The sequence below is a fragment of the Pseudomonas putida genome (assembly GCF_028682455.1).
GTDB lineage: Bacteria > Pseudomonadota > Gammaproteobacteria > Pseudomonadales > Pseudomonadaceae > Aquipseudomonas > Aquipseudomonas putida_AA.
This window is the reverse complement of sequence record NZ_JANHLD010000003.1, coordinates 1,119,378-1,140,929: the sequence shown is the minus strand read 5'-3', so window position 1 is coordinate 1,140,929 and position 21,552 is coordinate 1,119,378. Positions and strand designations below refer to the sequence as shown.

The window sequence follows — 21,552 nt, the reverse complement described above, 5'->3', positions numbered from 1 at the left end:
GCGCGCTGCGGTTCCAACCCTGTAGACCCTCAGCAAGGAGCTGGACCATGTACAAGCAGACCCTGGCAATCCTCCTGACCACCACCGCCCTGGCCGCCTGCGGCAGCCGTCCGGAGAATCCGGTGGACTACGTCACCTACCGCGACGAACCCCTGGTCAAGCAAGTAGAGAACGGCATGACCATGCAACGGGTCATCGCCATCGGCGGCAACCCGTCCACCGCCATCGACCTGCCCCATGGTGGAACCTGCAACAACTACATCCTCAACCGAGATGGCCACCAGCAGACCTACTACGTGCGCTTCGACGCCACCGGCCATGTCGACGACAAGGGCTTCAAGACCTGTGAGCAACGCCAGGAAGACGATGCCGCCGTCGAAAAAGCCAAGGCCGGCGCCTAGACCCGGAAACACCCCGTGATCAGCCTGGAGATGACAATGAGCACCGTTGAACTGACCGATGTGAAAACCCTGCGCGAACGCGCCCGCCAGCATGTCGAGCATGGCGCCGTGACCGAAGGCTACAACGCCGACCGGGAAAAAATCCTGCGCCTGCTCAACGAATCACTGGCCACCGAGTGGGTGTGCGCCCTGCGCTACAAACGCCACTACTACATGGCCAGCGGCATCAAGGCCAGCGTTGCCGCCGAGGAGTTCCTCGAACATGCCACCCAGGAGCTGGAGCACGCCGACAAACTGGCCGAGCGCATCGTACAACTGGGCGGCGAACCGGACCTCAACCCGGACAACCTGAGCAAGAACTCCCACGCCCAGTACGTCGCCGGCAAGAACCTCAAGGAAATGGTGCTCGAAGACCTGGTCGCCGAACGGATCGCCATCGACAGCTACCGCGAGATCATCCAGTACATCGGTGAGAGCGACCCGACCACCCGGCGCATCTTCGAAGACATCCTGGCCCAGGAAGAAGAGCATGCCGATGACATGGCCGACCTGCTGAAGGGACTTTGAGCCAAATCGCGGGGCAGGCCCGCTCCCACACAGCGAACATTGTGGGAGCGGGCTTGCCCCGCGATACGTTCAACCTGCCTTGACTGTCCGCGGCGCCTTCCCGGCCTTCATCTGTTCCAGCAACGGTGTGCACTGATTAGGCACATCCCCACCCGGCGCTACCAGTGCCAACAGCCCCGCCGCCGGGCCGATCACCACGCCCAGCGCCACCATCCCCGCCCCACGCAACGCCAGGGGCACGGCCTGCACACCCGCACTGGGCTTGGCGAACGGCCCACGCACATACAACGGTGAGCGCAGTGAGAACAACCGCAGCCCCTTGGACTCAGGGTTGATTTTCAGGTCCAGCTGCTCGGTGGCAAAGTTGGCAGTGCCGTTGATGTAGATGATGGCGTTCTCGGTATCGAACACAAACAACCGGGTGGTCGCCAGCCCGTCCTTGATGCCGAAGTCGGCAGCGGCGCAGTTGATCTTCACCTCCTTGTCGCCGAACAGCTGACCTACCACGTAGTTGCCCACGTTGAGCCCGGCGATTTCCATCAAGCCGCGGCTGATGGCGCCATCGTTGATCAGCATCTTCAAGTCGCCATTGGCCGTTGCCAGCAAGGCGGCAACCGAGTTGCCCCGCCCGCTCAGGTCCGCATCGCCATTGAGCTGGCCGAAGCTGGTTTTCATCGGTTCGAAGGTCGGGAACAGTTGCTTGAGCTTGAACCCTCGCGCACTCAACTGGGCCTGGCCTTGCAACGGCACGGTGCGTCCGTCGAGGCGGACCTGGGCATCGAGCTTGCCACCTGCCACACCAAAGCGCAGCGGCTCCAGGCGCAGTACGCCGTCGTCGAGGACGAAGTGGCTGGAAAGATCGTTGAACGGCAATTGCTCGCTGTGCACGATGCGCTTGCCGCTGAAGGTCACGTCAGCGTCCATGGTGCGCCAGCGCTCGGTGCGAAACTCCTCCACCGGCAGCACCTTGCCGGCCGGTTGTTTGCTGGCACCGCCCCGGGCCTTTTGCTCGGCATTGGAGTCGGCGCCGATCAGCGGGGCGAGGTCTTTGAACAGCAGCTGATTGGATACCAGGTTACCGCTGAGCTTGGGCCGCGGCTGGCTGGAAACGAAGGTGAGGTCACCATGAATGTCGCTGTTGCCGATCTTGCCGTTGAAGCCCTCATAACGAAACAGCGCACCACCGGGCTCATGCAGCTTGGCCACCAGGCGCCCGTCGGTGGCGTAGGGCGGCGAATCCGGCAAGGTTACCCCGGTCAGCGGTTAGAGGTTCCCAAGGCTTGCGCCCGACAAGCGCAGGCGCAGGTCCAGGGCGCCCAGGTTACGCGGGTCGGTCAGGGTGCCGGCCAGGGCAATGCGGGTGTCGGCGATCTTCACGTCGGCCTGCAACGGGAATGGCCGGCTGGCATCCTGCAGCGCCAGCAAGCCACCGATCTTGCCGTCGCCAGAAAGCGCCTGGCCCTTGTAGCGGCCTTTTACCTTCAGGGCGAAGGCGTAGTCCTGGGCGCCGCCGGTTTTCTGCGCCGAGGCCTTGCCGACGATGTCACCGAAAGGGATCGGTTTTCCCAAGGGGTCGATCTGCACGTTCAGGGTGGTTTTCAGAGTCTGGTCGTCGACTGCGACCTGGCCCTTGTCGAAGCCGATGGCGCCGATGTCGAGCGTCCAGTTCGACGGCTCGCTCTGTTCATCCTTGGTACCGAAGTCGAACGTCCAGTTGGCCCGTCCATCGGCCAGGCGCTTGAGATTGGCAGTGGGCTGGACGAGGTCGATACGGGGAATGACGATCTGCTGGAACATCAGCGGCAGGGGGGCAAGGCGAAACTCGACGCGCTTGAGGCCAACCATCTGTGGTTCCTTGAGCCAGTCCGGATTGCCCAGAATGAGGTCTTCGGCGATGAAATGCGGCCAGGGCACCCAGGCACGCCAGCCGCCCTGCGCCGGCTCGCGCTGCCACTGCACTTCGAGGTTGCCATTGATGGCGAAGGGCCGATGCAGGGCTTCGGAGACTTTGGCATTGAGGGTCGGCTTGACCCGGTTCCAGTCAAAGGTGGCGATGATGATGATCAGTAGCGTCAGAACCAGCAGCAGGCTGGCGAGGGTCCAGGTGAGGATTCTGGCGGGGCGCGTCATTGCATGATTCTCCTTGCGACCACAGGGCAAGCGTGGGCGTATTGATGGCACTTAATCATCGGACTGATGAAAGCCCCAGTGGTTTAACCAGGCAGGCATGATACCGGGATTCTGCTGGCCCCCGGCTCGCCAAACCGGTCCGGACTTGTCGCTGTAACCCCTGTACTAGAGGCCTCGGCGCAATACATCAATCGCGTCGATTGTCACCATTAGCCTTATGAACTTTTATCTCCCGCTCCCAAGCGTAGCATTGGCTTCGTACCCACTTTCCAGCCCCGCCGAGGAGCAACGAACCATGAAACGCCAATTACTGCTGAGCCTGTCCCTGTCCATCCTGGCCGCCAACGCCTTCGCCATTCCGGCCAGCGAACAAAGCCTGACCGCCGAATCGCGCAGCTCCACCGAAATTTCGCAGCCCCTGAACCCACTGGCCGAAGGTGGTTCGGATCGCCTGCTGGAACGCAACCGTGTTGCCGAAGGTGGCTCCGACCGTCTGCTGGAACGCAACCGCGTTGCCGAGGGTGGCTCCGACCGTCTGCTGGAACGCAACCGCGTCGCCGAAGGTGGCTCCGACCGTCTGCTGGAACGCAACCGCGTCGCCGAAGGTGGCTCCGATCGCCTGATCGAAAAAAACCAACGGGTGAGCTGATGCCAATGCAAGACGACAAGAACACCCAGCGCTGTAGCAGCTCCCCTCCCAGCCCGGTCCATTGACCGGGCTTTGTTTTTCCTCGCGCAGGCTATTAGAGTGCAGGGCTGTTTCACTGACAGCCGATATTCGCCATGCTGCCGCGCGCCGAACAAAAGCAACAGACCCGTCAAGCCCTGCTGGATGCCGCCCGCCACCTGATGGAAAGTGGTCGAGGCTTCGGCAGCATCAGCCTGCGTGAAGTGAGTAAAAGCGCCGGCATCGTACCGACCGGCTTCTATCGCCATTTCTCCGACATGGACCAACTGGGCCTGGCCCTGGTCAGTGAGGTGGGCGAGACCTTCCGCCATACCATTCGCCTTGTGCGGCAGAATGAGTTCGAACTGGGCGGCATCACCGATGCGTCGGTGCGGATCTTCCTCGACGTGGTCGCCGCCAATCGCCAGCAGTTCCTGTTCCTGGCCCGTGAGCAATACGGCGGCTCGCAACCGGTGCGCCAGGCCATCGCCACCCTGCGCCAGGGCATCAGCTCCGATCTTGCCACCGACCTTGAGCGCATGCCGCGCTGGCAGCACCTGGACAGCGCCGCCCTGGCCGTCATAGCGGACCTTGTGGTGAAAACCGTATTCGCCACCCTGCCGGAACTGATCGACGAACCCATCGACGGCGCCGCCCAGCCGCTGAGCGCCCAGGAAAAGATCACCCAGCAGCTGCGCTTCATTTTCGTTGGCGCCAAGCACTGGCAGGGCCTGAGTACTTTGTAGGAGCGGACCCGCTCCTACCAGGGTTTCCTGCTAACATGCGCGCAAACGCAGCGATCGTGACGACTCTTTTCCATGCCCGACCTTCATACCGCCCAGCCTGAACTGCCTGCCCTGCTCGACCAGGTCCAGGCGCACTTCGATCAGCGCATCGTGCCGCTCTGGCTGGGCCCGGGCTGGAATGCCGAGATGGCCTTGCCTTATGAAGCCCTGGATGCCCACGCCCGGTCGTTGCCGGTACAGCGCTACCGGGCCATGGCCTGCGCCCGCCAGTTGTACCTTTTCAGCAGCCGCATCGAGCAACCGGGTGCCCGTGAGCGGGCGGCGGCGCTGTTCCGCTCACTGCAACGTCACTTCCACGACGCCGAGCATGGTGGCTGGTTCTACAGCATCGACGCCCAGGGCAAGCCACTGGACCGCCGCAAAGACCTCTACACCCATGCCTTCATCATCTTCGCCTGCGCCCACTACTGGGGGCAGGTGCGCGAGCAGTTGGTCGAATCCACGCTCAACGCTGCGCTGAGCGTGGTAGCCGAACGATTTTCCCGCGATGACGGCCTGTATGCGGCCAGCCTCGATGAAGACTGGTCGGACCTTGGCAGCGGCCCCTTGCAGAACCCGCTGATGCACCTGGCCGAAGCCTTCCTGGGCACCCTCGCCGTGCGCGACGACGCCCAGGTGCAAGCGGCCCTGCTGGCCCTGACCGAGGCCATGCAGCAGCACTTTGTCGATGATGCCCATGGGGTAATGCTGGAGAAGCCGCGCGGGGCTGTGGATAACTGGTTCGAGCCCGGTCACCAGTTCGAATGGTTCTTCCTGCTCGATACGTCACCGCTGCTGCGCGGTAGCCCCCTGCATGCCTCGCTGGACAAAGCCTTCGCCTATGCCGAGCAGCATGGAGTCCAGGGCACGGCCGTGCTGGCCATGCTTGAGCCTGACGGTTGCGTTCGCGACGCCACCCAGCGCATCTGGGCACAAGCTGAATACCTGCGCGCCCTGGCACTGCGTGCCGACGCTGGCACCAAGGTTGCCGGGCAGTTGAAGGCACTGCAGCAAAGCTTCCTGCATGCCGAAGGATGGTACGAGTGCCGTGACGCAAGTGGCGCGGTCAGCCGCAGCGACATGCCGTCGACCACGCCCTATCACCTGGCGACCTGCCTGCAAGGCCTTCAGCAATCACGGGGCAAGCCTCCCACATTGTAGGAGCGGGCCTGCCCCGCGAGAGCCCTTCAAGCCTTCCCGGAACGATCGATCGAAAACCCGGCCCACGCCTGGCTCACCGGCATCAGCTCGAGGCTGTTGATGTTGATGTGCGCCGGCTGGTTGAGAATCCAGAAAATGGTCTCGGCGATGTCCTGCGGCTGGATGGCCTCGGCGCCCGCATAGGTGGCGTCGTAGCGCGCCTGGTCACCGCCGAAGCGCACCAGGGAAAACTCGCTCTCGCACAAGCCAGGCTCGATGTTGCTGACCCGTACGCCGGTACCTTGCAGGTCGCAGCGCAGGCTCAGGGAGAACTGGCCGACAAAGGCCTTGGTGCCGCCATACACATGGCTGCCGGGATACGGGTAGTTACCCGCCACCGAGCCGACGTTGAGAATGGTTGCGCCACGACCGTGGGCGATCAGGCGAGGCAGCAGCAGGCGGGTGCTGTACATCAGGCCCTTGATGTTGGTGTCGACCATGGTGTCCCAGTCATCCAGGTCGCACTTGGGTGCAGGGTCGGCGCCCAAGGCCAGGCCAGCGTTGTTGATCAGGCCGCGCAGCTTGGCGAAGGTGGGCGGCAGGCTTTCGATCGCCGCTTCCATCGCCTTGCGGTCGCGCACATCCAGCACCAGCCCGTGTACTTCTGTCTTCTTCGACAGCTCTTCGCACAGCGCATCCAGGCGCTCCTGACGGCGACCGGTCAGCACCAGCGACCAGCCAGCCTCGGCAAACCGACGGGCGCAGGCTTCGCCGAAGCCCGAGGTTGCGCCAGTGATGAATACGGTAGAGGTCATGCTTAACTCCTTGCATAGTCGGGATCACGGGTCAGCAGCATGCCCGCAGGCAATGCCGTCAGCAAGCACAGCGCCCCTGTACAAAAAACAACCAGGACCGCCAATGCCTTGATTCATAAGGCCTGGAGCAAGCTTTGCTCACCTTATCCACAGGCTCTTGCACAAAATCCGGGGGCAACTGCAGGCCCCATGATTCGCCTGCAACAGCGCGTGCGACAAGTATTTTCCTTGACCGCACGGCACTGAATTGACCTCAGCGGCCCCTAGCCTGCCCACGGGGCAATTTCCGTAATGGCCCAAGGCCCGTGCAGGCGCTACTTGCAGCGTTCTTTCCAAGGCTTGCCCACAGACTTATCCACAGGCTGAAGGCTGGTTTTATGGTCGGTTTCACCAGGTATAAAAGTCTTGACATTTGCGTCAGGAAACCGCCAGGAAAAACTTGATCAAAAAACAACCACATGCCTGAAGCCCTTGTATTACAAGGGTTTCAGCAAGGTGCTACCAAGTTACCCACAGCCGCTTCCACACCAATGGTGGACAACTCAAAACCCACAAAAAACAGCCGCTTGCAGCGACTTTGTGTCGCGGCCAAAAGAAAGTGCCCGTAAGGTTGTCCACAAATCTGTGGATCGAGTAGGAGGCGGATTCACACCCGCCGTCCTCTCACACCACCGTGCGTACGGTTCCGTACACGGCGGTTCAGGTTACGCGGCTAAGCCGGTTAATCGTATCCAGTATCGAGACCAGCCCGAGCCGGTCCCACAGTTTCTTTGGCAGCGCGTAGTTCATATGTTGCGCTCCCGAATTCCACCATGGACCTCGGCCATTGAAGGCTGACTTGTTGGCACGCTCCTCGCTCAACCCCAGGCGCATCAAGTTTCTCAGCCTCGTGGGAGGCTGCTTCCATTGACGCCAGATGACGCAGCGGAGTTTGTGCCTGACCCAACCATCCAGTTCCTCAAGCGGCCGCTTGCTCTGGCTGAGCTTGAAGTAGCTAGCCCAGCCTCTCAGGACGGGGTTGATCCGCTCGATGACAGTCGCCATTTTGCGAGCCCGTACGCTGCGCAGCAGCATTCTGAGCCGGTCGCGTAAGCGGTCTAGGCTCATCCTTGCCACGCGCAGCCTTGGCTGCTGGTGCCAGCTTATCCCATAGCCTAGGTAGTCGCACTTCCACGCCCTTGCCACTTGGCTTTTCTTCCTGTTCACCGTCAGCTTCAGACGTTCTCTCAGGAAGCGCTCGACGCTGACCAACACCCGTTCGCCGGCCCGGGGACTGCGTACATAGATGTTCGCATCATCGGCATAACGTACGAAGCGATGGCCCCGTCGCTCCAGCTCGCGGTCGAGTTCGTCGAGCAGGATGTTCGACAGCAACGGCGAAAGCGGGCCGCCTTGCGGCGTCCCCTCCTGCCGTGGGCTGACGACACCGCCCGACATGATCCCGGCTTCAAGGTAGCGGCGGATAAGCCTGAGTACGCACTTGTCTTTGATCCGACGTTCGATGCAGGCCATGAGGATGTCGTGATTGACCCGATCGAAAAACTTCTCCAGATCGAGTTCCACGCACCAGCGGTGTCCCGCTGTCACATGAGCACGAGCCATCTCGATGGCTTGATGCGTACTTCTGCCCGGACGAAAACCATAGCTGTAGTCCGAGAACAGTGGGTCGAAGATAGGTGTGAGCTGCTGCTGCAGTGCTTGCTGGATCAGGCGATCCACGACGCTGGGGATTCCCAGTTGCCGTGTGCCGCCCTGCGGCTTGGGAATTTCAACCGCTCGCACTGCTTGGGGCTGGTATTCACCGGCCAGTAACCTGGCCTTGAGGGTTGGCCAATACTGTCTCACGTAGCCCGCCAAGTCAGCAACCGTCATGCCATCGGCACCCGGTGCTCCCTTGTTGCTGACCACGCGTTGATACGCACGTCTGAGGTTGGCCGGTGCAAGCACCCGCTCCATCAGCGTGTCCGGCTCCGCGTTCGTCCACGTCACGGACGCCGTCGATACCTTTGCACTGTCAGGCGTCACCCTCGGCTTCTGGCCGGAGCTCGGGATGACAGTTTCCGCTGTGGGAAATTTCTGCATTACGGTTACCAACGAGACGGCGACGCCTACTGGCGGCATAACCTGTTCGGCCCTTGGTGGCGCGGTTAACCGCCACTTACTACGGCTTCGGCTGACTTCTGCACGCTCATCCCGTCGCCTTTCGACGCGCGGTAGCACAATGGCAAACGTACAGATCTCCCAGGGTAATTCGCGCGACCTTCCTGCTTATGCCTGTCGGATCTACGTCACAGCGTTCCGTGCAAGTATTGGGCTTTGGCGATTTGTGCCACCTCACCCCGCTGTGCCGCCTCTATCCGCTTCCTGTTCGTCAGGCCAGCATTTTGCCTCGGGCTTCCTTCAGATTCGCGGTCACCCGCGACACCCTTGCCTCCGGCTAACACTTCCCCTTGCCGGGTGTGTAGAGGACTTTCACCTCCAAGTCACCCGCTTGGCCACCACAGCCAAGCGGGTTGCGCTTACGCGCAACGCGCCATGCCTGGCGCACACAAAAAAACGCCCTGCATGGCAGGGCGTTTTCATACCCACAGAATCAGTGCCCGCCCAGGTAGGCGTTACGCACCTCTTCGTTGACCAACAGCTCTTGCCCGGTGCCGGTCAGGCGGATCTGCCCGTTGACCATCACATAGGCACGGTCCGAGAGTTTGAGCGCGTGGTTGGCGTTCTGCTCCACCAGAAAGATGGTCATGCCGGTCTTCGCCAGTTCGCGCAGGGTGGCAAAGATCTGCTTGACCACAATCGGTGCCAACCCCAACGAAGGCTCGTCGAGCAGCAACAACTTGGGCCGGCTCATCAACGCCCGGGCAATGGCGAGCATCTGCTGCTCGCCACCGGACATGGTCATCGCCCGCTGGTTGCGCCGCTCCTTGAGGCGCGGAAACAGCTCGAACATGCGCTGCATGTCTTCGCTGGCGAATTTGTCACCAATGGGGATGGTGCCCATCATCAGGTTCTCTTCCACCGACATGTCGGGGAACACCCGACGCCCCTCCGGCGACTGGGCGATACCGTTGGAGGCGATGTAGTGGGACGACTTGTGGGTGATGTCGGTACCGCGGTAGATGATCTGCCCGCCCGCCGCTCGCGGCTGGCCAAAGATCGACATCAGCAGGGTCGACTTGCCGGCTCCGTTCGAGCCAATCAGGCTGACCGTCTCACCTTCATCGATATGCATCGAGACTTTCTTCAGGGCCTGGATCGGCCCGTAGAACACGTCCAGCTCCTTGAGTTCGAGAATGGGTGCAGTCATACCAGCTCCTCTTCGTCGGCACCCAGGTAGGCAGCGATCACGGTCGGGTTGTTGCGGATGTCCTGGGGCGCGCCCTCGGCGATCACGTTGCCGTGGTCCAGTACCACGATATGGTCGGAGATGCTCATGACCATGCCCATGTCGTGCTCGATGAGCACAACGGTCAGGTCGTGCTCATCGCGCAGTACCCGGATCATCTTGCTCAGGGCCTCGGTTTCCTGCGGGTTGAGGCCCGCGGCCGGTTCGTCCAGGCAGATGATCTGCGGGCGAGTGCACATGGCCCGGGCGATCTCCAGGCGACGCTGCTGACCATACGACAGCTCACCGGCCAGGCGGTTGGCGCAGTCGACCAGGTCGACCACCTCCAGCCAGTAGAAGGCGTGGTCCAGGGCATCGCTTTCTGCCTTGCGATAGCCCTTGGTGTTGAGCACACCCGCCAGCAGGCTGCGGTTTACCCACATGTGCTGCGCCACCAGCAAGTTCTCCACCACCGACATTTCCTTGAACAGGCGAATGTTCTGGAAGGTTCGCGCAAGCCCTGCGCGGTTGACCAGGTGGGTACCGCCGAACATCTTGTAGTGCAGGCGGTTGATGAAGCGCTTGGGCGAAACGAAATCCCCCAGCTGGAAGCGCTCGCCCAGCAGTTGAATCACGTTGGTGCGCGTGCCGCGCAAGTTCAGTTCGATCTTGCCGCCACTGGCCTTGTAGAACCCGGTCAGGCAGTTGAACACGGTGGTCTTGCCGGCACCGTTGGGGCCGATCAGGGCGAAGATCTGGTTGCGCTTGACCTTGAGGCTGACATCGCTGAGCGCCTTGATGCCACCAAAATGCATCATCAGGTTTTCGACCGAGAGAATCACGTCATCGCTCATGGCGCCACTCCTTTACGCGGGACTACACCGGTACGGCTGATGCGAATCAGGCCTCGCGGTCTCCAGATCATCATCAACACCATCAGCACCCCGAACAGCAGCACCCGGTACTCGGAGAAGCTGCGCAGCAACTCCGGCGCCACGGTCAACACGAAGGCGGCGATCACCACGCCGACCGTCGAACCCATCCCCCCGAGCACCACGATCGCCAGGATCAGTGCCGATTCGAAGAAGGTGAACGAAGACGGATTGACGAAGCCTTGGTAACTGGCGAAGAAGACTCCGGCAAGGCCCGCGGTGGAGGCCCCCAGGGTGAACGCCGAGAGCTTGACCAGCACATGGTTCAGCCCCATGGAGCGGCAGGCGATCTCGTCTTCGCGCAGTGCTTCCCAGGCACGGCCGACGGGCATCCGGGTGAGCCGATGCTTGATGTACAGCACCGCCAGCACCACCAGGAACAGGACGATGTAGATGAAAAGGAATTTCACGTTGGGGTTGTAGTCGATACCGAAAAACTCATGGAACGGCACCCCACCGTCCTTGGCCCGGCGCCCGAACTCCAGGCCCATGAAGGTCGGCGATGGCACCGGCATGCCGTTCGGCCCGCCAGTGAACGACAGCCAGTTGTTGAGCACCAGGCGGATGATTTCACCGAAGCCCAGGGTCACGATGGCCAGGTAGTCCCCGTGCATCCTCAACACCGGAAAGCCCAATATGCATCCGGCCAGCGCCGCGGCAATCGCCGCCAGCGGCAGTACGGTCCAGAAACCCAGGCCCAGGTACTGGTAGCCCAGCGCCAGGCCATAGGCACCGATGGCGTAGAACGCCACGTAGCCCAGGTCGAGCAGGCCGGCCAGGCCCACCACGATGTTCAGCCCAAGGCCCAGCAGTACATAGATCAGGCCGAGGATCACCACGGTCAGCAGGTACTTGTTGGCGAAGAACGGGAACACGATGGCGATCACGATCAGTGCCGGAATGATCCAGCGCAGCCGCGACTTGTAGTCTGGCGCCAGCACATGCACGCCCGAGCCGCTGCCCTCGAAGCCCTGCAGGATCGACTGGCCCTTGGGGGTCTGCAGGAACAGGCTCAGCACAAAGCGCCCGACCATCACACCGGCCACCAGCCAGGCGACACGGGTGGGTTCCATGTTGAAGCTGTAGCCGTCGAGCACCACGCCGACGATGGGCCCGAACACGATCAGGGAAATCAGCCCGGCGAGAATCGCATCGATCAGACTGCGCTTGATATCGATAGAAGTGGATTTGGCAGCAGACATACTTACACCTTCGCCACGAGTGGGCGACCCAGCAGGCCTTGGGGACGGAATATCAGAATCAGCACCAGCAGCGAGAAACTGAACACGTCTTTGTAGTCGGAGTTGATCAACCCGGAGAACAGCGACTCGGATATACCGAGGATGATCCCCCCGAGCATGGCGCCCGGTAGCGAGCCGATGCCGCCCAGTACCGCTGCGGTGAAGGCCTTGATGCCGATGATGAAGCCTGCATAGAAGTCGAAGGTGCCGTAGTTCATGGTGATCAGCACGCCTGCCAGGGCGGCCATCACGGCACCGATGACGAACACGTAGGAGATCACACGGTCGGTGTTGATACCGAGGATCGACGCCATCTTGCGATCTTGCTGTGTCGCACGGCACATGCGGCCCAGCTTGGTGAACTTGATGATGTAGGTCAGGGCGGCCATGCCGACGAACGCGGCGACCAGGATGAAGATCTTGGTGTAGGTCAGTTGCACGAAGCCGCTGCCCACTTCCAGGCGCCAGGCGCCTTCGAGCAGGGTCGGTACGCCTTGCTGGCGAGCGCCCTGGCTGATTTGTGCATAGTTTTGCAGGATCAGGGAAATACCGATGGCACTGATCAGCGGTGCCAGGCGAGTGGAGTTGCGCAGGGGTTTGTAGGCGATGCGCTCGATGGTCCAGCCATAGACGCCCGTGACCACGATGGTGAAGATCAGCGTCCCGAGCATCAGCAACGGGAAGGATTCGATACCGAAGTACGCCAGCAATGCCAGACTGATCGCCGCCAGGTAAGCGGAGATCATATACACCTCGCCGTGCGCGAAGTTGATCATGCCGATAATGCCATAGACCATTGTGTAGCCGATGGCGATCAGACCATAGACAGAGCCCAGGGTCAGCCCATTGATCAGTTGCTGCAGAAAAATACCATCCATAACGCAATCTCACGTATTTGAGATTGCACAAGCGCCGACTACGGTGAGCCCCGGATGAAGCGGCCCTCGCAGCGCAGGGTTGTGCAGATCTACGAGAAAAGACAGGTACGGCGCAGAACCGGGTAGCGACCCGGGCACAGGCCCGGGTCGGGTACCGTTGTTATTTTTGTTTTTCCAGTTGGTGATACTTGCCGTCTTTGTCCCACTGGTAGACCACGTAGTCGGAAACGGTCAGGTCGCCCTTGGAATCCCACTTCTTCTCGCCCATCACGGTTTTCACCGGGTTGGCCTTGAGCCACTTGGCAGCGTCTTCGCCCTTGTTGGACTTGGCGCCGTTGAAGGCCGCGGCCAGGGCCTGGACCGACGCATAGGCATACAAGGTGTAGCCTTCAGGCTCGGTGCCGGCCTTGCGGAAGGCATCCACCACCGCCTTGCTCTCTGGCAGCAGGCGTGGGTCGGCGCCGAAGGTCATGTACACGCCATCGACGTACTGCGCGCCACCGGCGGTGGTCACCAGCTCGTCGGTCACCACGCCGTCGTCGGACATGAACTTGACGTCCTTCAGGCCCTGCTCGCGCATCTGGCGTACCAGCGGGCCGGCTTCCGGGTGCAGGCCGCCGAAGTAGACGACGTCGGCGCCCGCAGCGCGGATCTTGGTGACCACGGCGCTGAAGTCCTTCTCGCCACGGGTCAGGCCCTCGTACAGCACCGGGGTCACGCCACGCTTGGCCAACTGAGCCTTGGTGGCATCGGCCAGGCCCTGGCCATAGGTGTCCTTGTCGTGCAGCACGACCACCTTCTTGCCCTTGAGCACGTCGACGATGTAGTCGCCGGCAACGATGCCCTGCTGGTCGTCACGCCCGCACATACGGAACATGGCGGTCAGGCCGCGCTCGGTCACCTGTGGGTTGGTCGAACCCGGGGTGATGGCGATCACGCCGGCTTCGTCGTACACCTCCGAAGCAGGGATGGTGTTGGAGGAGCAGAAGTGCCCGACCACGCCGGCCACCTTGTCCTGGTCAACCAGGCGGTTGGCCACGGCAACGGCCTGCTTGGGCTCGCACGCATCGTCGCCCTTGACCAGGACGATCTTCTCGCCATTGACCCCACCCGCGGCGTTGACGGCATCGGCCGCCGCCTGGGCACCTTTCATGTATTGCTCGCCAAACGCTGCGTTGGCACCAGTCATCGGGCCTGCTACACCGATCTTGATGTCGGCCTGAACATACGAAGAAACACCCAGCGCCGTAGCTACGGCAAGGGCAAGAAAGCCTTTCTTGTAAAACGTCTGCGACATGAGGTGGTGCTCCTGGAGTTTTTTTTGGTTGGCACTACAACTTTCAGCAATTGCTCTGAGCAAGGGCCGTGCCATCGGTTTTTTATTCTGGGAAAACTCGTTGAGAAGTTGCCGGAGCCTGGACCGCGTCCTTTTTTTATTGGCTGTGCAACCCTCTGCCTCACGCCGAGCGCCACCGCGACCAAAGCAAAAGAGCAACCGCCATGTGCCATCATTGCAACCCCGGCAAGTGTTTACGTGCAACCAGCCTGTAACAAGATGCGTAACCGAACTGCACATCCTTGGTGCGCGACTGCTACAGCGGGCACCATTACAGGCTAGACGCTGAGACGGGAAACTGCCGGGACTTGTAGCCTGCTACCGATGTACCCGCGGCGGGCCGCCCACCTGCATAAAAAGGCTGGCACAATGGCAGGGTCTGTGCGTCGTTGCTGGCAATTGATGGCGCGCGCCCCCTACGGAGCCCCTTATGAGCGAGAGCGCCTTCGCTGATCGCATCGTGCAGAACCTGCTCGACACCGACTTCTACAAGCTGACCATGATGCAGGCGGTGCTGCACAACTACCCCAACGTCGACGTCGAATGGGAGTTCCGCTGCCGCAATGGCGAAGACCTTCGCCCCTATCTGGAGCAGATCCGCGAACAGATCGAGCAGTTGTGCGAACTTAACCTAGGTAATGGCCAACTGGGGTTCCTGGAACAGATCAGCTTCCTCAAGCCCGACTTTCTGCGGTTTCTCGGGCTGTTCCGCTTCAATCTGCGCTACCTGCAGCTGGGTATCGAGAACGACCAGCTGTACTTGCGCCTGCGCGGCCCCTGGCTGCATGTGATCCTCTTCGAAGTGCCCTTGCTGGCCATCATCAGCGAAGTGCGCAACCGCCATCGTTATCCACAGGCCAAGCTAAGCGACGCCCGCGACCAGCTCTACCGCAAGTTCGACTGGCTCAAGGCCCACGCCAGCGCCGACGAACTGGCGGAGTTGCAGGTGGCCGACTTCGGTACCCGTCGACGCTTTTCCTACAAGGTCCAGGAAGAAGTGGTACGGGTACTCAAGGAAGACTTCCCGGCGCGTTTTGTCGGCACCAGCAACGTACACCTGGCACGGAAACTGGATATCAAGCCGCTGGGCACCATGGCCCATGAGTGGATCATGGCCCACCAGCAACTGGGCCCGCGCCTGATCGACAGCCAGATCGCCGCCCTCGATTGCTGGGTTCGCGAGTACCGCGGCCTGCTCGGTATCGCCCTGACTGACTGCATCACCATGGATGCTTTTCTGGGCGATTTCGACCTGTACTTCGCCAAGCTGTTCGACGGCCTGCGCCACGACTCGGGCGATCCGGTGCAATGGGCCGAGAAGGCCATTGCCCATTACCAGAAGCTGGGGATCGATCCGATGACCAAGACCCTGGTGTTTTCCGATGGCCTGAACCTGACCAAGTCGCTGGAGATCTTCCGTGCCCTGCGCGGCCGGATCAACGTCAGCTTCGGCATCGGTACCAACCTGACCTGCGACATTCCCGGGGTGGCGCCGATGAGCATCGTGCTTAAAATGACCGACTGCAACGGCCAGCCCGTCGCCAAGATTTCCGACGAGGCGGCCAAGACCCAATGCCGCGACGAAAACTTCGTCGCCTACCTGCGCCACGTGTTCAAAGTGCCCAAGGAGTAATTCATGCAAGCCGTCCAGCGAGAGATTGCGCAAGCGCTCAAGGTCCAGCCGCCCTTCGCCGACCGCGCCGCGCTCGATGCCGACGTGGCCCGTCGTGTGGCGTTCATCAAGCAGTGCCTGAACAACGCCCGGCTCAAGACCCTGGTGCTCGGCATCAGTGGTGGCGTCGACTCGCTGACCGCAGCGCTGATGGCGCAGCGGGCGATCAACGAGCTGCGCAGCGAAACCGGCAACCCGGACTACCGCTTCATCGCCGTGCGCCTGCCCTACCAGGTCCAGCATGACGAGCATGATGCCCAGGCCTGCCTGGATGTAATCAAGGCCGATGAGGTCCATACCGTGGACATCGCCCCGGCCGTGCGCGCCCTGGCGGCCGAGGTCAAGGCACTGGAGAACGGCGCGCCGGCGATGGTCGACTTCGTGGTGGGCAACACCAAGGCACGCATGCGCATGGTCGCCCAGTACACCATCGCTGGCGCCCGCCAGGGCCTGGTGATCGGTACCGACCACGCCGCCGAAGCGGTGATGGGCTTCTTTACCAAGTTCGGTGATGGGTCCTGCGACCTGGCGCCCTTGAGCGGGCTGGTGAAAAACCAGGTACGAGCGATCGCACGCAGCTTTGGCGCGCCTGAGTCATTGGTGGAGAAAGTGCCGACTGCGGACCTGGAAGATCTGGCCCCAGGCAAGCCGGACGAAGCGTCCCATGGCGTGACCTACGCGCAGATCGATGCCTTCCTGCACGGCGAGCCGGTGAGCGAGGAGGCGTTCGAGATCATCAAGGGGACGTATCAGAAGACCCAGCACAAGCGCGAGATGCCTTTCGCGCCGTAAAACGCATCGCGGGGCAAGCCCGCTCCTGCAGGAGCGGGCTTGCCCCGCGACGGATCACCCGGATTACTTCAGCGTAACAGTGCCTTTCATCATCGAGATGTGGCCTGGGAACGAGCAGAAGAAGCCGTACTTCTCGTCAGCCTTCAGCTTGGAGACATCGAAGGTTACCGAGTCGGTTTCCTTGGCGCCGATCACCTTGGTGTGGGCGATAACGCGCTCGTCGCCATCCTTCAGGTAGTTCTTGTCGATGCCGGCGCTCAGGCCGTCGGTGGCGATCGCCTGCATGTCAGCTTCTTTGCTGATCACCAGGTTGTGGCCCATGACGTTCTTCGGCAAGGCACCGGAGTGGGTCAGTTCAACGGTAAAGGTTTTGCAGCTCTTGTCGATTTCGATGGCCTTGGTGTTGAAGGACATCTGGTCGGTAGAGTCGACCGTGACCTTGCACTCAGCGGCGAATACCTGAGTGCTGGCGAGGGTCAGCAAGGATACTGCAACAACTTTGGCAAACATCGTGAATCTCCATGGCAGGGGTTTTTATCAGTTTGAAGACTGCCTGAAACCGCAAGGCGGGCCCATGATGTGGGTCAAGCGCTGGCCGTTAGCCAGGCAGTGAATTTGTTCTATGGATTGTATACACGAAATCTAAGTGCCCATCATGCACCTTTGCGCGACGATGAGACAACCTCTCATTTAGGCGTAATCATCATGTCCCTCAATAGTCTTATGCACAGTCTACTGGCCGCCTATGCCTGCGGCGCCAGCGGTGCTTCATGCGAATTCGCACGACCCGAGTGAGCTCAAACGGCCACTATTGATGCCACATTGCCGACTTGGAAGCTACCGGCTTCACCCTTACTCTGTGTGCGTTTGTAACCGGAGATGAAAGATGCCTATACGTTCCGTTTGTGTGTTCTGTGGCGCCAGCACTGGCGTCAACCCGGCCTACCGGGAGGCGGCCATCGCCCTTGGCCAGGCCATTGCCCGGCGCGGCCTGCGGCTGGTGTATGGCGGCGGTGCGGTCGGCCTGATGGGTATCGTGGCCGACGCTGCCATGGCAGCTGGCGGTGAAGTCATCGGGATCATCCCCGAGGCGCTCAAGAACGCCGAGATCGGCCATACCGGCCTGACTCGCCTGGAAGTGGTCGATGGCATGCATGCGCGCAAGGCGCGCATGGCAGAACTGAGCGATGCCTTCGTCGCCCTGCCGGGTGGCCTGGGTACGCTGGAAGAACTGTTCGAAGTCTGGACCTGGGGCCAACTGGGCTACCACGCCAAGCCCCTCGGCCTGCTGGACGTCAACGGCTTCTACACCAAGCTGGGCAGCTTTCTCGACCATGTGGTGGAAGAAGGCTTCGTGCGCCCGCAGCACCGCGCCATGCTCCAGCTGGCCGTAACCCCTGACGACCTGCTGGACGCCATGGAAGATTTCGAAGCGCCCGTGCTACCCAAGTGGGTGGATAAAAACCCCGGCTAAGGTGGGAACGGGCTTGAATCCAGCGGCATGACCGTGACCTGGACCTCCGGGTCATGGCTCCCCCCTCCCAGAATTACCCCGCGCAATGGCGACACATCGGAAAAGTCCCGGCCCCAGGCCAGGGTGATGTGCTCCAGCGCGGGACGCAGGTTGTTGGTGGGGTCGAAGTCGACCCAGCCTTGCCACGGACAGAACACCGAGACCCAGGCATGGGAAGCATCCGCACCGACCAGGCGCGGCTGCCCGGGCGGCGGCCGGGTCAGCAGGTAACCACTGACGTAGCGGGCCGCCAGCCCCCGCGAACGCAAGCAGGCAAGCATCAGGTGGGCAAAGTCCTGGCAGACGCCCCGGCGGCGTTCCAGCACCTCCACCAAGGGCGTGGCAACCTGGGTAGCCTCGGCATCGAAGGTAAACTCGGTGAAGATTTTCTCCATCAGCCGCTGCGCACCCAGCAACAGCGGCTGACCCGGCGCAAAGCACGACTCACTGAACGCCACGAAGCGTTGTTTCAAGCGCACATACGGCGACTCGAACCGATAGCGGCAGGCCTCCAGGCAGTCGGCCGAAAGTGGCTGGCTGGCATACGACAAGGCATCGCGCACCTGCTCCCAGCCCGGCGAAGCGTTGAAATCCGCTTCGGCACGAGCCATCACTGCAACCTGCAAGCGCGCCACCACCCGCAGTTGCTCATGCTGACGCTCGAAGGCCAGGCGAGTGAGCGGGTTGCCGAACACATCCCATTCATCACGGCGCTGGGAGGGCTCGGGACTGACCTGCAGCACCTGCGCGCTGCAACGCTGCCAGGCGCAGGGACGCGGCCACAAATGCGCCAGCTGCTGGGCCAGGGACACCGGGCTGTCGTAGAGATAATGGGTGTCGTGGATAACCTGGTAATGCGCGCTCATCAGACCGATACCGTTTGCTGGCTGACATCATCGACATGGGCGAAATGACGCAAGGCCAGTCGCTCGGACATCTCGGCACTGGCCTGGGCGATCGCCTGCAGCAGGTCGGCAAGCCCAGTGAGCACTGCATGCACACTGGTGCTGCCGAACAGTGAGCCCTCCAGGCTGCGCAAATCAAAATGCTTGAGCTGTGCTGCCAGCAGGGCAAGGCCAGGGTCGCGGACGCTGCCGAACTCGTCGCACAGGCGCTCATAGGCACGCACCAGCAACTTGAGTTGAAACAATACTGCATGGGGGTTCTGCTCATCGAGCAGCAGCAGGTCCAGCACGGGAATCAACTGCGCCACGGCCAGGTATCGCGAACGGTAGGTGATGCTGCTGTTGCCCAGCTCCAGCAACCACTCCAGCCCGGCCTGATCGAACACTGCCGGGCCACGCAGAAAGGCCGCCAGGCTGCTGCACAACGACTGCAAGCGCTCGATCCGCCGGCCGATCATCAAGAAGCGCCAACCCTCGTCACGGGTCATGTCGTCCAGGGCAAAGCCCGAGAGCGCTGCCAGGGACATGACCAGGCGGTTGAGAAAATCCACTCGCTCGCCAAAATCCGCGGTTTCATCGTCAAGGCTTCGCCCCTCGCGCTGCAGCTCGACCAGCGCCTGCCAGTTTTCCCGCGAGAGCTTGCCGCGCACCTGGGAGGCCGCCCACTGCAAACGCTGCAGGTTGGCACGCAGGCTGAAGGCCCAGTCGTCATCGGCCAGGGCCGCACGCAAACGCTCGGGCAAGGTGCCTTCTTCCGGCAACAGTGAAAGCTCAGCGGCCAGCGTCACTGCCGCTTGCAGGGCCAGCGGGTCGTCGCCGTCCAGGTAGCGGGTGAGGATAATCCGCAGCAGCCGTGCACTGGCATCGCAACGCTCGCAGTAGCGACCGAACCAGAACAGGTTCTCCACCACCCGCGAGGGCAGGTACGGGTCCTGACGGATCAGGTCGGCCACGCCCAGCGTACGGCTGGCCCGCCATTGATCGCCAAGGGGCGCGACTTCGCCCAATACCCAGGTGTCTTTACTGGCGCCCCCGCGCTGCATCGACACCACCTCGGCGTCGGCTTGCGCTGCGACCCGGGTCAGGCCGCCGGGCAGTATCCGGTAGCCGTCTTGCGACGCGACGGCATATACCCGCATGCCCACGGCCCTTGATTGCAGCTGGCCGTGCTCAAGCTGCCACACCGGTGCCTGGGACAACTGCGCCAGCGCCTGGGCGACATACGCGTAAGGCCGGGCCTGAATCCGCGCCGCCAGGGCCTGACGCTGGGCGGCATCCAGGTCCCGGCCGAACACCGGGCTGAAACTCTGGGAGGGGAACGCCGGCTTGACCAGCAACTGCGGCAGTTGCTCCAGCGCTCGGGCCATGACCGGTGGTTCGCCACACCACCAGGTGGCAATCGACGGCAGGCCCAGTTCCTCGCCAAACAGGTGCCGGTTGATCGCAGGTAAAAAGCCCAGCAGCCCAGGCGATTCCAGCACCCCGCTCCCCAGCGCATTGGCCACCAGCACCCGTCCCTGACGCACCGCGTCGAGCAATCCCGGCACCCCCAGGGCCGAATCGGTGCGCAGCTCCAGTGGATCGCAGAAGTCGTCGTCCAGGCGACGCATGATCGCGTGCACCCGGCGCAGGCCACTGAGGGTCTTGAGGTACACCGTGGCATCGCGCACGGTCAGGTCGCTTCCTTCCACCAGTGGATAGCCCAGCTGGCGTGCCAGGTACAAGTGTTCGAAGTAGCTCTCGTTGAAGCGTCCCGGCGTCAGCAAGACCACCAGGGGCGCCTCGTTGTCGCTGGGCGCAAGGCGGATAAGGGTTTGCTGCAAGGTACGGAAAAAGCCGGCCAGGTGCTGCACCTTCAAATCGCGGTACAGCTCGGGCAAGGCGCGGGAGACGATGATGCGGTTTTCCAGGGCGTAGCCGGCGCCGGAGGGCGCCTGGGTGCGGTCGGCGGTAACCCACCAGCGGCCATCCGGCGCCCGCGCCAGGTCCACGGCATACACATGCAGGAAGGTCCCGTCGGGTGGACGGATGCCTTGGCAGGGCCAGAGAAAATTGTTGTGCCCATACACCAGCTCGGCCGGCAGCAAGCCATCGCGTATCAGCTGCTGCGGGCCGTAGATGTCCGCCAGCACGGCATTGAGCAAGCGCGCACGCTGGGCAACGCCCTCCGCCAGTTGCTGCCACTCGTCTGCCGGCAGCAGGTTGGGCAGCAGGTCCAGCTCCCACGGGCGATCAGCCCCCTTGGGGTCGGCATAAATGTTGTGCGTGACACCGTTTTCCTGCAGTTGCCGGGTCAGGGATGCCTGACGTTGCGCTAACTGATCCGGCCCGCTGCGTTGCAGGTAGTCGCACAGCGGCTGCCAATGCCCGCGCACCGTGCCGTGGGCCTCGAGCATTTCGTGGTAAGCCCCCGCACTCAGCGGGTAGGCATCAAACAGATCAGGCATGGC

General features: G+C 62.1%; 18 protein-coding genes and 1 pseudogene. 8 read left to right on the top strand and 11 right to left on the bottom strand.

What is annotated here, in order from left to right; genetic code table 11:
* Positions 1 to 47 precede the first annotated feature (47 nt).
* Complete coding sequence (gene osmE, locus NPS58_RS22285) at positions 48 to 401, top strand: osmotically-inducible lipoprotein OsmE (protein WP_274117422.1); 354 nt, start codon at positions 48 to 50, stop codon at positions 399 to 401.
* 36 nt (positions 402 to 437) lie between these two features.
* Positions 438 to 968 carry a ferritin-like domain-containing protein gene (locus NPS58_RS22280; protein WP_274117421.1) on the top strand — a complete coding sequence of 177 codons (531 nt, stop codon included), beginning with the start codon at positions 438 to 440 and terminating at the stop codon, positions 966 to 968.
* 69 nt (positions 969 to 1,037) lie between these two features.
* On the opposite strand, the pseudogene NPS58_RS22275 reads toward NPS58_RS22280, so the two are convergent.
* Positions 1,038 to 3,098 (bottom strand): annotated as a pseudogene (locus NPS58_RS22275) (AsmA family protein).
* Positions 3,099 to 3,393: 295 nt separating this feature from the next.
* Here NPS58_RS22275 and NPS58_RS22270 point away from each other — a divergent pair.
* The 3 genes from NPS58_RS22270 to NPS58_RS22260 all read left to right on the top strand — a co-directional run bounded on the left by NPS58_RS22270 (position 3,394) and on the right by NPS58_RS22260 (position 5,711).
* Positions 3,394 to 3,747: a hypothetical protein gene (locus NPS58_RS22270; protein WP_274117420.1), complete on the top strand. Its 354-nt coding sequence runs from the start codon at positions 3,394 to 3,396 to the stop codon at positions 3,745 to 3,747.
* A 134-nt stretch (positions 3,748 to 3,881) separates the two neighbouring features.
* Complete coding sequence (locus NPS58_RS22265) at positions 3,882 to 4,511, top strand: TetR family transcriptional regulator (protein ID WP_274117419.1); 630 nt, start codon at positions 3,882 to 3,884, stop codon at positions 4,509 to 4,511.
* Between the two features lie 72 nt (positions 4,512 to 4,583).
* A complete protein-coding gene (locus NPS58_RS22260) occupies positions 4,584 to 5,711 on the top strand; it encodes an AGE family epimerase/isomerase (protein ID WP_274117418.1) in 1,128 nt (375 codons plus the stop codon).
* A gap of 26 nt (positions 5,712 to 5,737) precedes the next feature.
* Here NPS58_RS22260 and NPS58_RS22255 read toward each other — a convergent pair whose 3' ends face one another.
* The 7 genes from NPS58_RS22255 to NPS58_RS22225 all read right to left on the bottom strand — a co-directional run bounded on the left by NPS58_RS22255 (position 5,738) and on the right by NPS58_RS22225 (position 14,181).
* Entirely contained in the window at positions 5,738 to 6,505 is a 768-nt protein-coding gene (locus NPS58_RS22255; RefSeq protein WP_274117417.1) for an SDR family oxidoreductase, read from the bottom strand.
* Positions 6,506 to 7,204: 699 nt separating this feature from the next.
* Positions 7,205 to 8,626 carry a group II intron reverse transcriptase/maturase gene (ltrA, locus tag NPS58_RS22250; protein ID WP_003253430.1) on the bottom strand — a complete coding sequence of 474 codons (1,422 nt, stop codon included), beginning with the start codon at positions 8,624 to 8,626 and terminating at the stop codon, positions 7,205 to 7,207.
* A gap of 472 nt (positions 8,627 to 9,098) precedes the next feature.
* The gene (locus tag NPS58_RS22245) at positions 9,099 to 9,815 is read right to left on the bottom strand and encodes an ABC transporter ATP-binding protein (RefSeq protein ID WP_028945703.1); all 717 of its coding nucleotides are present in this window, start codon (positions 9,813 to 9,815) and stop codon (positions 9,099 to 9,101) included.
* Positions 9,812 to 10,687 carry an ABC transporter ATP-binding protein gene (locus NPS58_RS22240; protein WP_274117416.1) on the bottom strand — a complete coding sequence of 292 codons (876 nt, stop codon included), beginning with the start codon at positions 10,685 to 10,687 and terminating at the stop codon, positions 9,812 to 9,814. Before NPS58_RS22240 ends, NPS58_RS22245 begins: the two co-directional genes overlap by 4 nt.
* The gene (livM, locus tag NPS58_RS22235) at positions 10,684 to 11,967 is read right to left on the bottom strand and encodes a high-affinity branched-chain amino acid ABC transporter permease LivM (protein WP_274117415.1); all 1,284 of its coding nucleotides are present in this window, start codon (positions 11,965 to 11,967) and stop codon (positions 10,684 to 10,686) included. The genes NPS58_RS22240 and livM overlap by 4 nt, the downstream gene beginning before the upstream one ends.
* A 2-nt stretch (positions 11,968 to 11,969) precedes the next feature.
* Positions 11,970 to 12,884, bottom strand: a complete 915-nt coding sequence (locus NPS58_RS22230) for an ABC transporter permease subunit (protein WP_274117414.1) — start codon at positions 12,882 to 12,884, stop codon at positions 11,970 to 11,972.
* Between the two features lie 160 nt (positions 12,885 to 13,044).
* Entirely contained in the window at positions 13,045 to 14,181 is a 1,137-nt protein-coding gene (locus NPS58_RS22225; RefSeq protein ID WP_274117413.1) for an ABC transporter substrate-binding protein, read from the bottom strand.
* Positions 14,182 to 14,650: 469 nt separating this feature from the next.
* On the opposite strand from NPS58_RS22225, the gene pncB reads away from it, so the two are divergent.
* Positions 14,651 to 15,853 (top strand): nicotinate phosphoribosyltransferase, encoded by a 1,203-nt coding sequence (pncB, locus tag NPS58_RS22220; protein WP_274117412.1) that lies wholly within the window; start codon positions 14,651 to 14,653, stop codon positions 15,851 to 15,853.
* A gap of 3 nt (positions 15,854 to 15,856) precedes the next feature.
* The gene (gene nadE, locus NPS58_RS22215) at positions 15,857 to 16,684 is read left to right on the top strand and encodes an ammonia-dependent NAD(+) synthetase (protein WP_274117411.1); all 828 of its coding nucleotides are present in this window, start codon (positions 15,857 to 15,859) and stop codon (positions 16,682 to 16,684) included.
* Positions 16,685 to 16,747: 63 nt separating this feature from the next.
* On the opposite strand, the gene azu is transcribed toward nadE, so the two are convergent.
* Positions 16,748 to 17,194 carry an azurin gene (gene azu / locus NPS58_RS22210; RefSeq protein ID WP_274117410.1) on the bottom strand — a complete coding sequence of 149 codons (447 nt, stop codon included), beginning with the start codon at positions 17,192 to 17,194 and terminating at the stop codon, positions 16,748 to 16,750.
* Positions 17,195 to 17,570: 376 nt separating this feature from the next.
* Between azu and NPS58_RS22205 the strand changes: the two genes are divergently transcribed.
* A complete protein-coding gene (locus tag NPS58_RS22205; protein WP_274117409.1) occupies positions 17,571 to 18,158 on the top strand; it encodes a TIGR00730 family Rossman fold protein in 588 nt (195 codons plus the stop codon).
* Here the strand turns inward: NPS58_RS22205 and NPS58_RS22200 are convergent.
* Positions 18,155 to 19,063 (bottom strand): transglutaminase family protein, encoded by a 909-nt coding sequence (locus NPS58_RS22200; protein ID WP_274117408.1) that lies wholly within the window; start codon positions 19,061 to 19,063, stop codon positions 18,155 to 18,157. The genes NPS58_RS22205 and NPS58_RS22200 overlap by 4 nt on opposite strands.
* Entirely contained in the window at positions 19,063 to 21,549 is a 2,487-nt protein-coding gene (locus tag NPS58_RS22195; RefSeq protein WP_274117407.1) for a circularly permuted type 2 ATP-grasp protein, read from the bottom strand. Before NPS58_RS22195 ends, NPS58_RS22200 begins: the two co-directional genes overlap by 1 nt.
* Positions 21,550 to 21,552 lie beyond the last annotated feature (3 nt).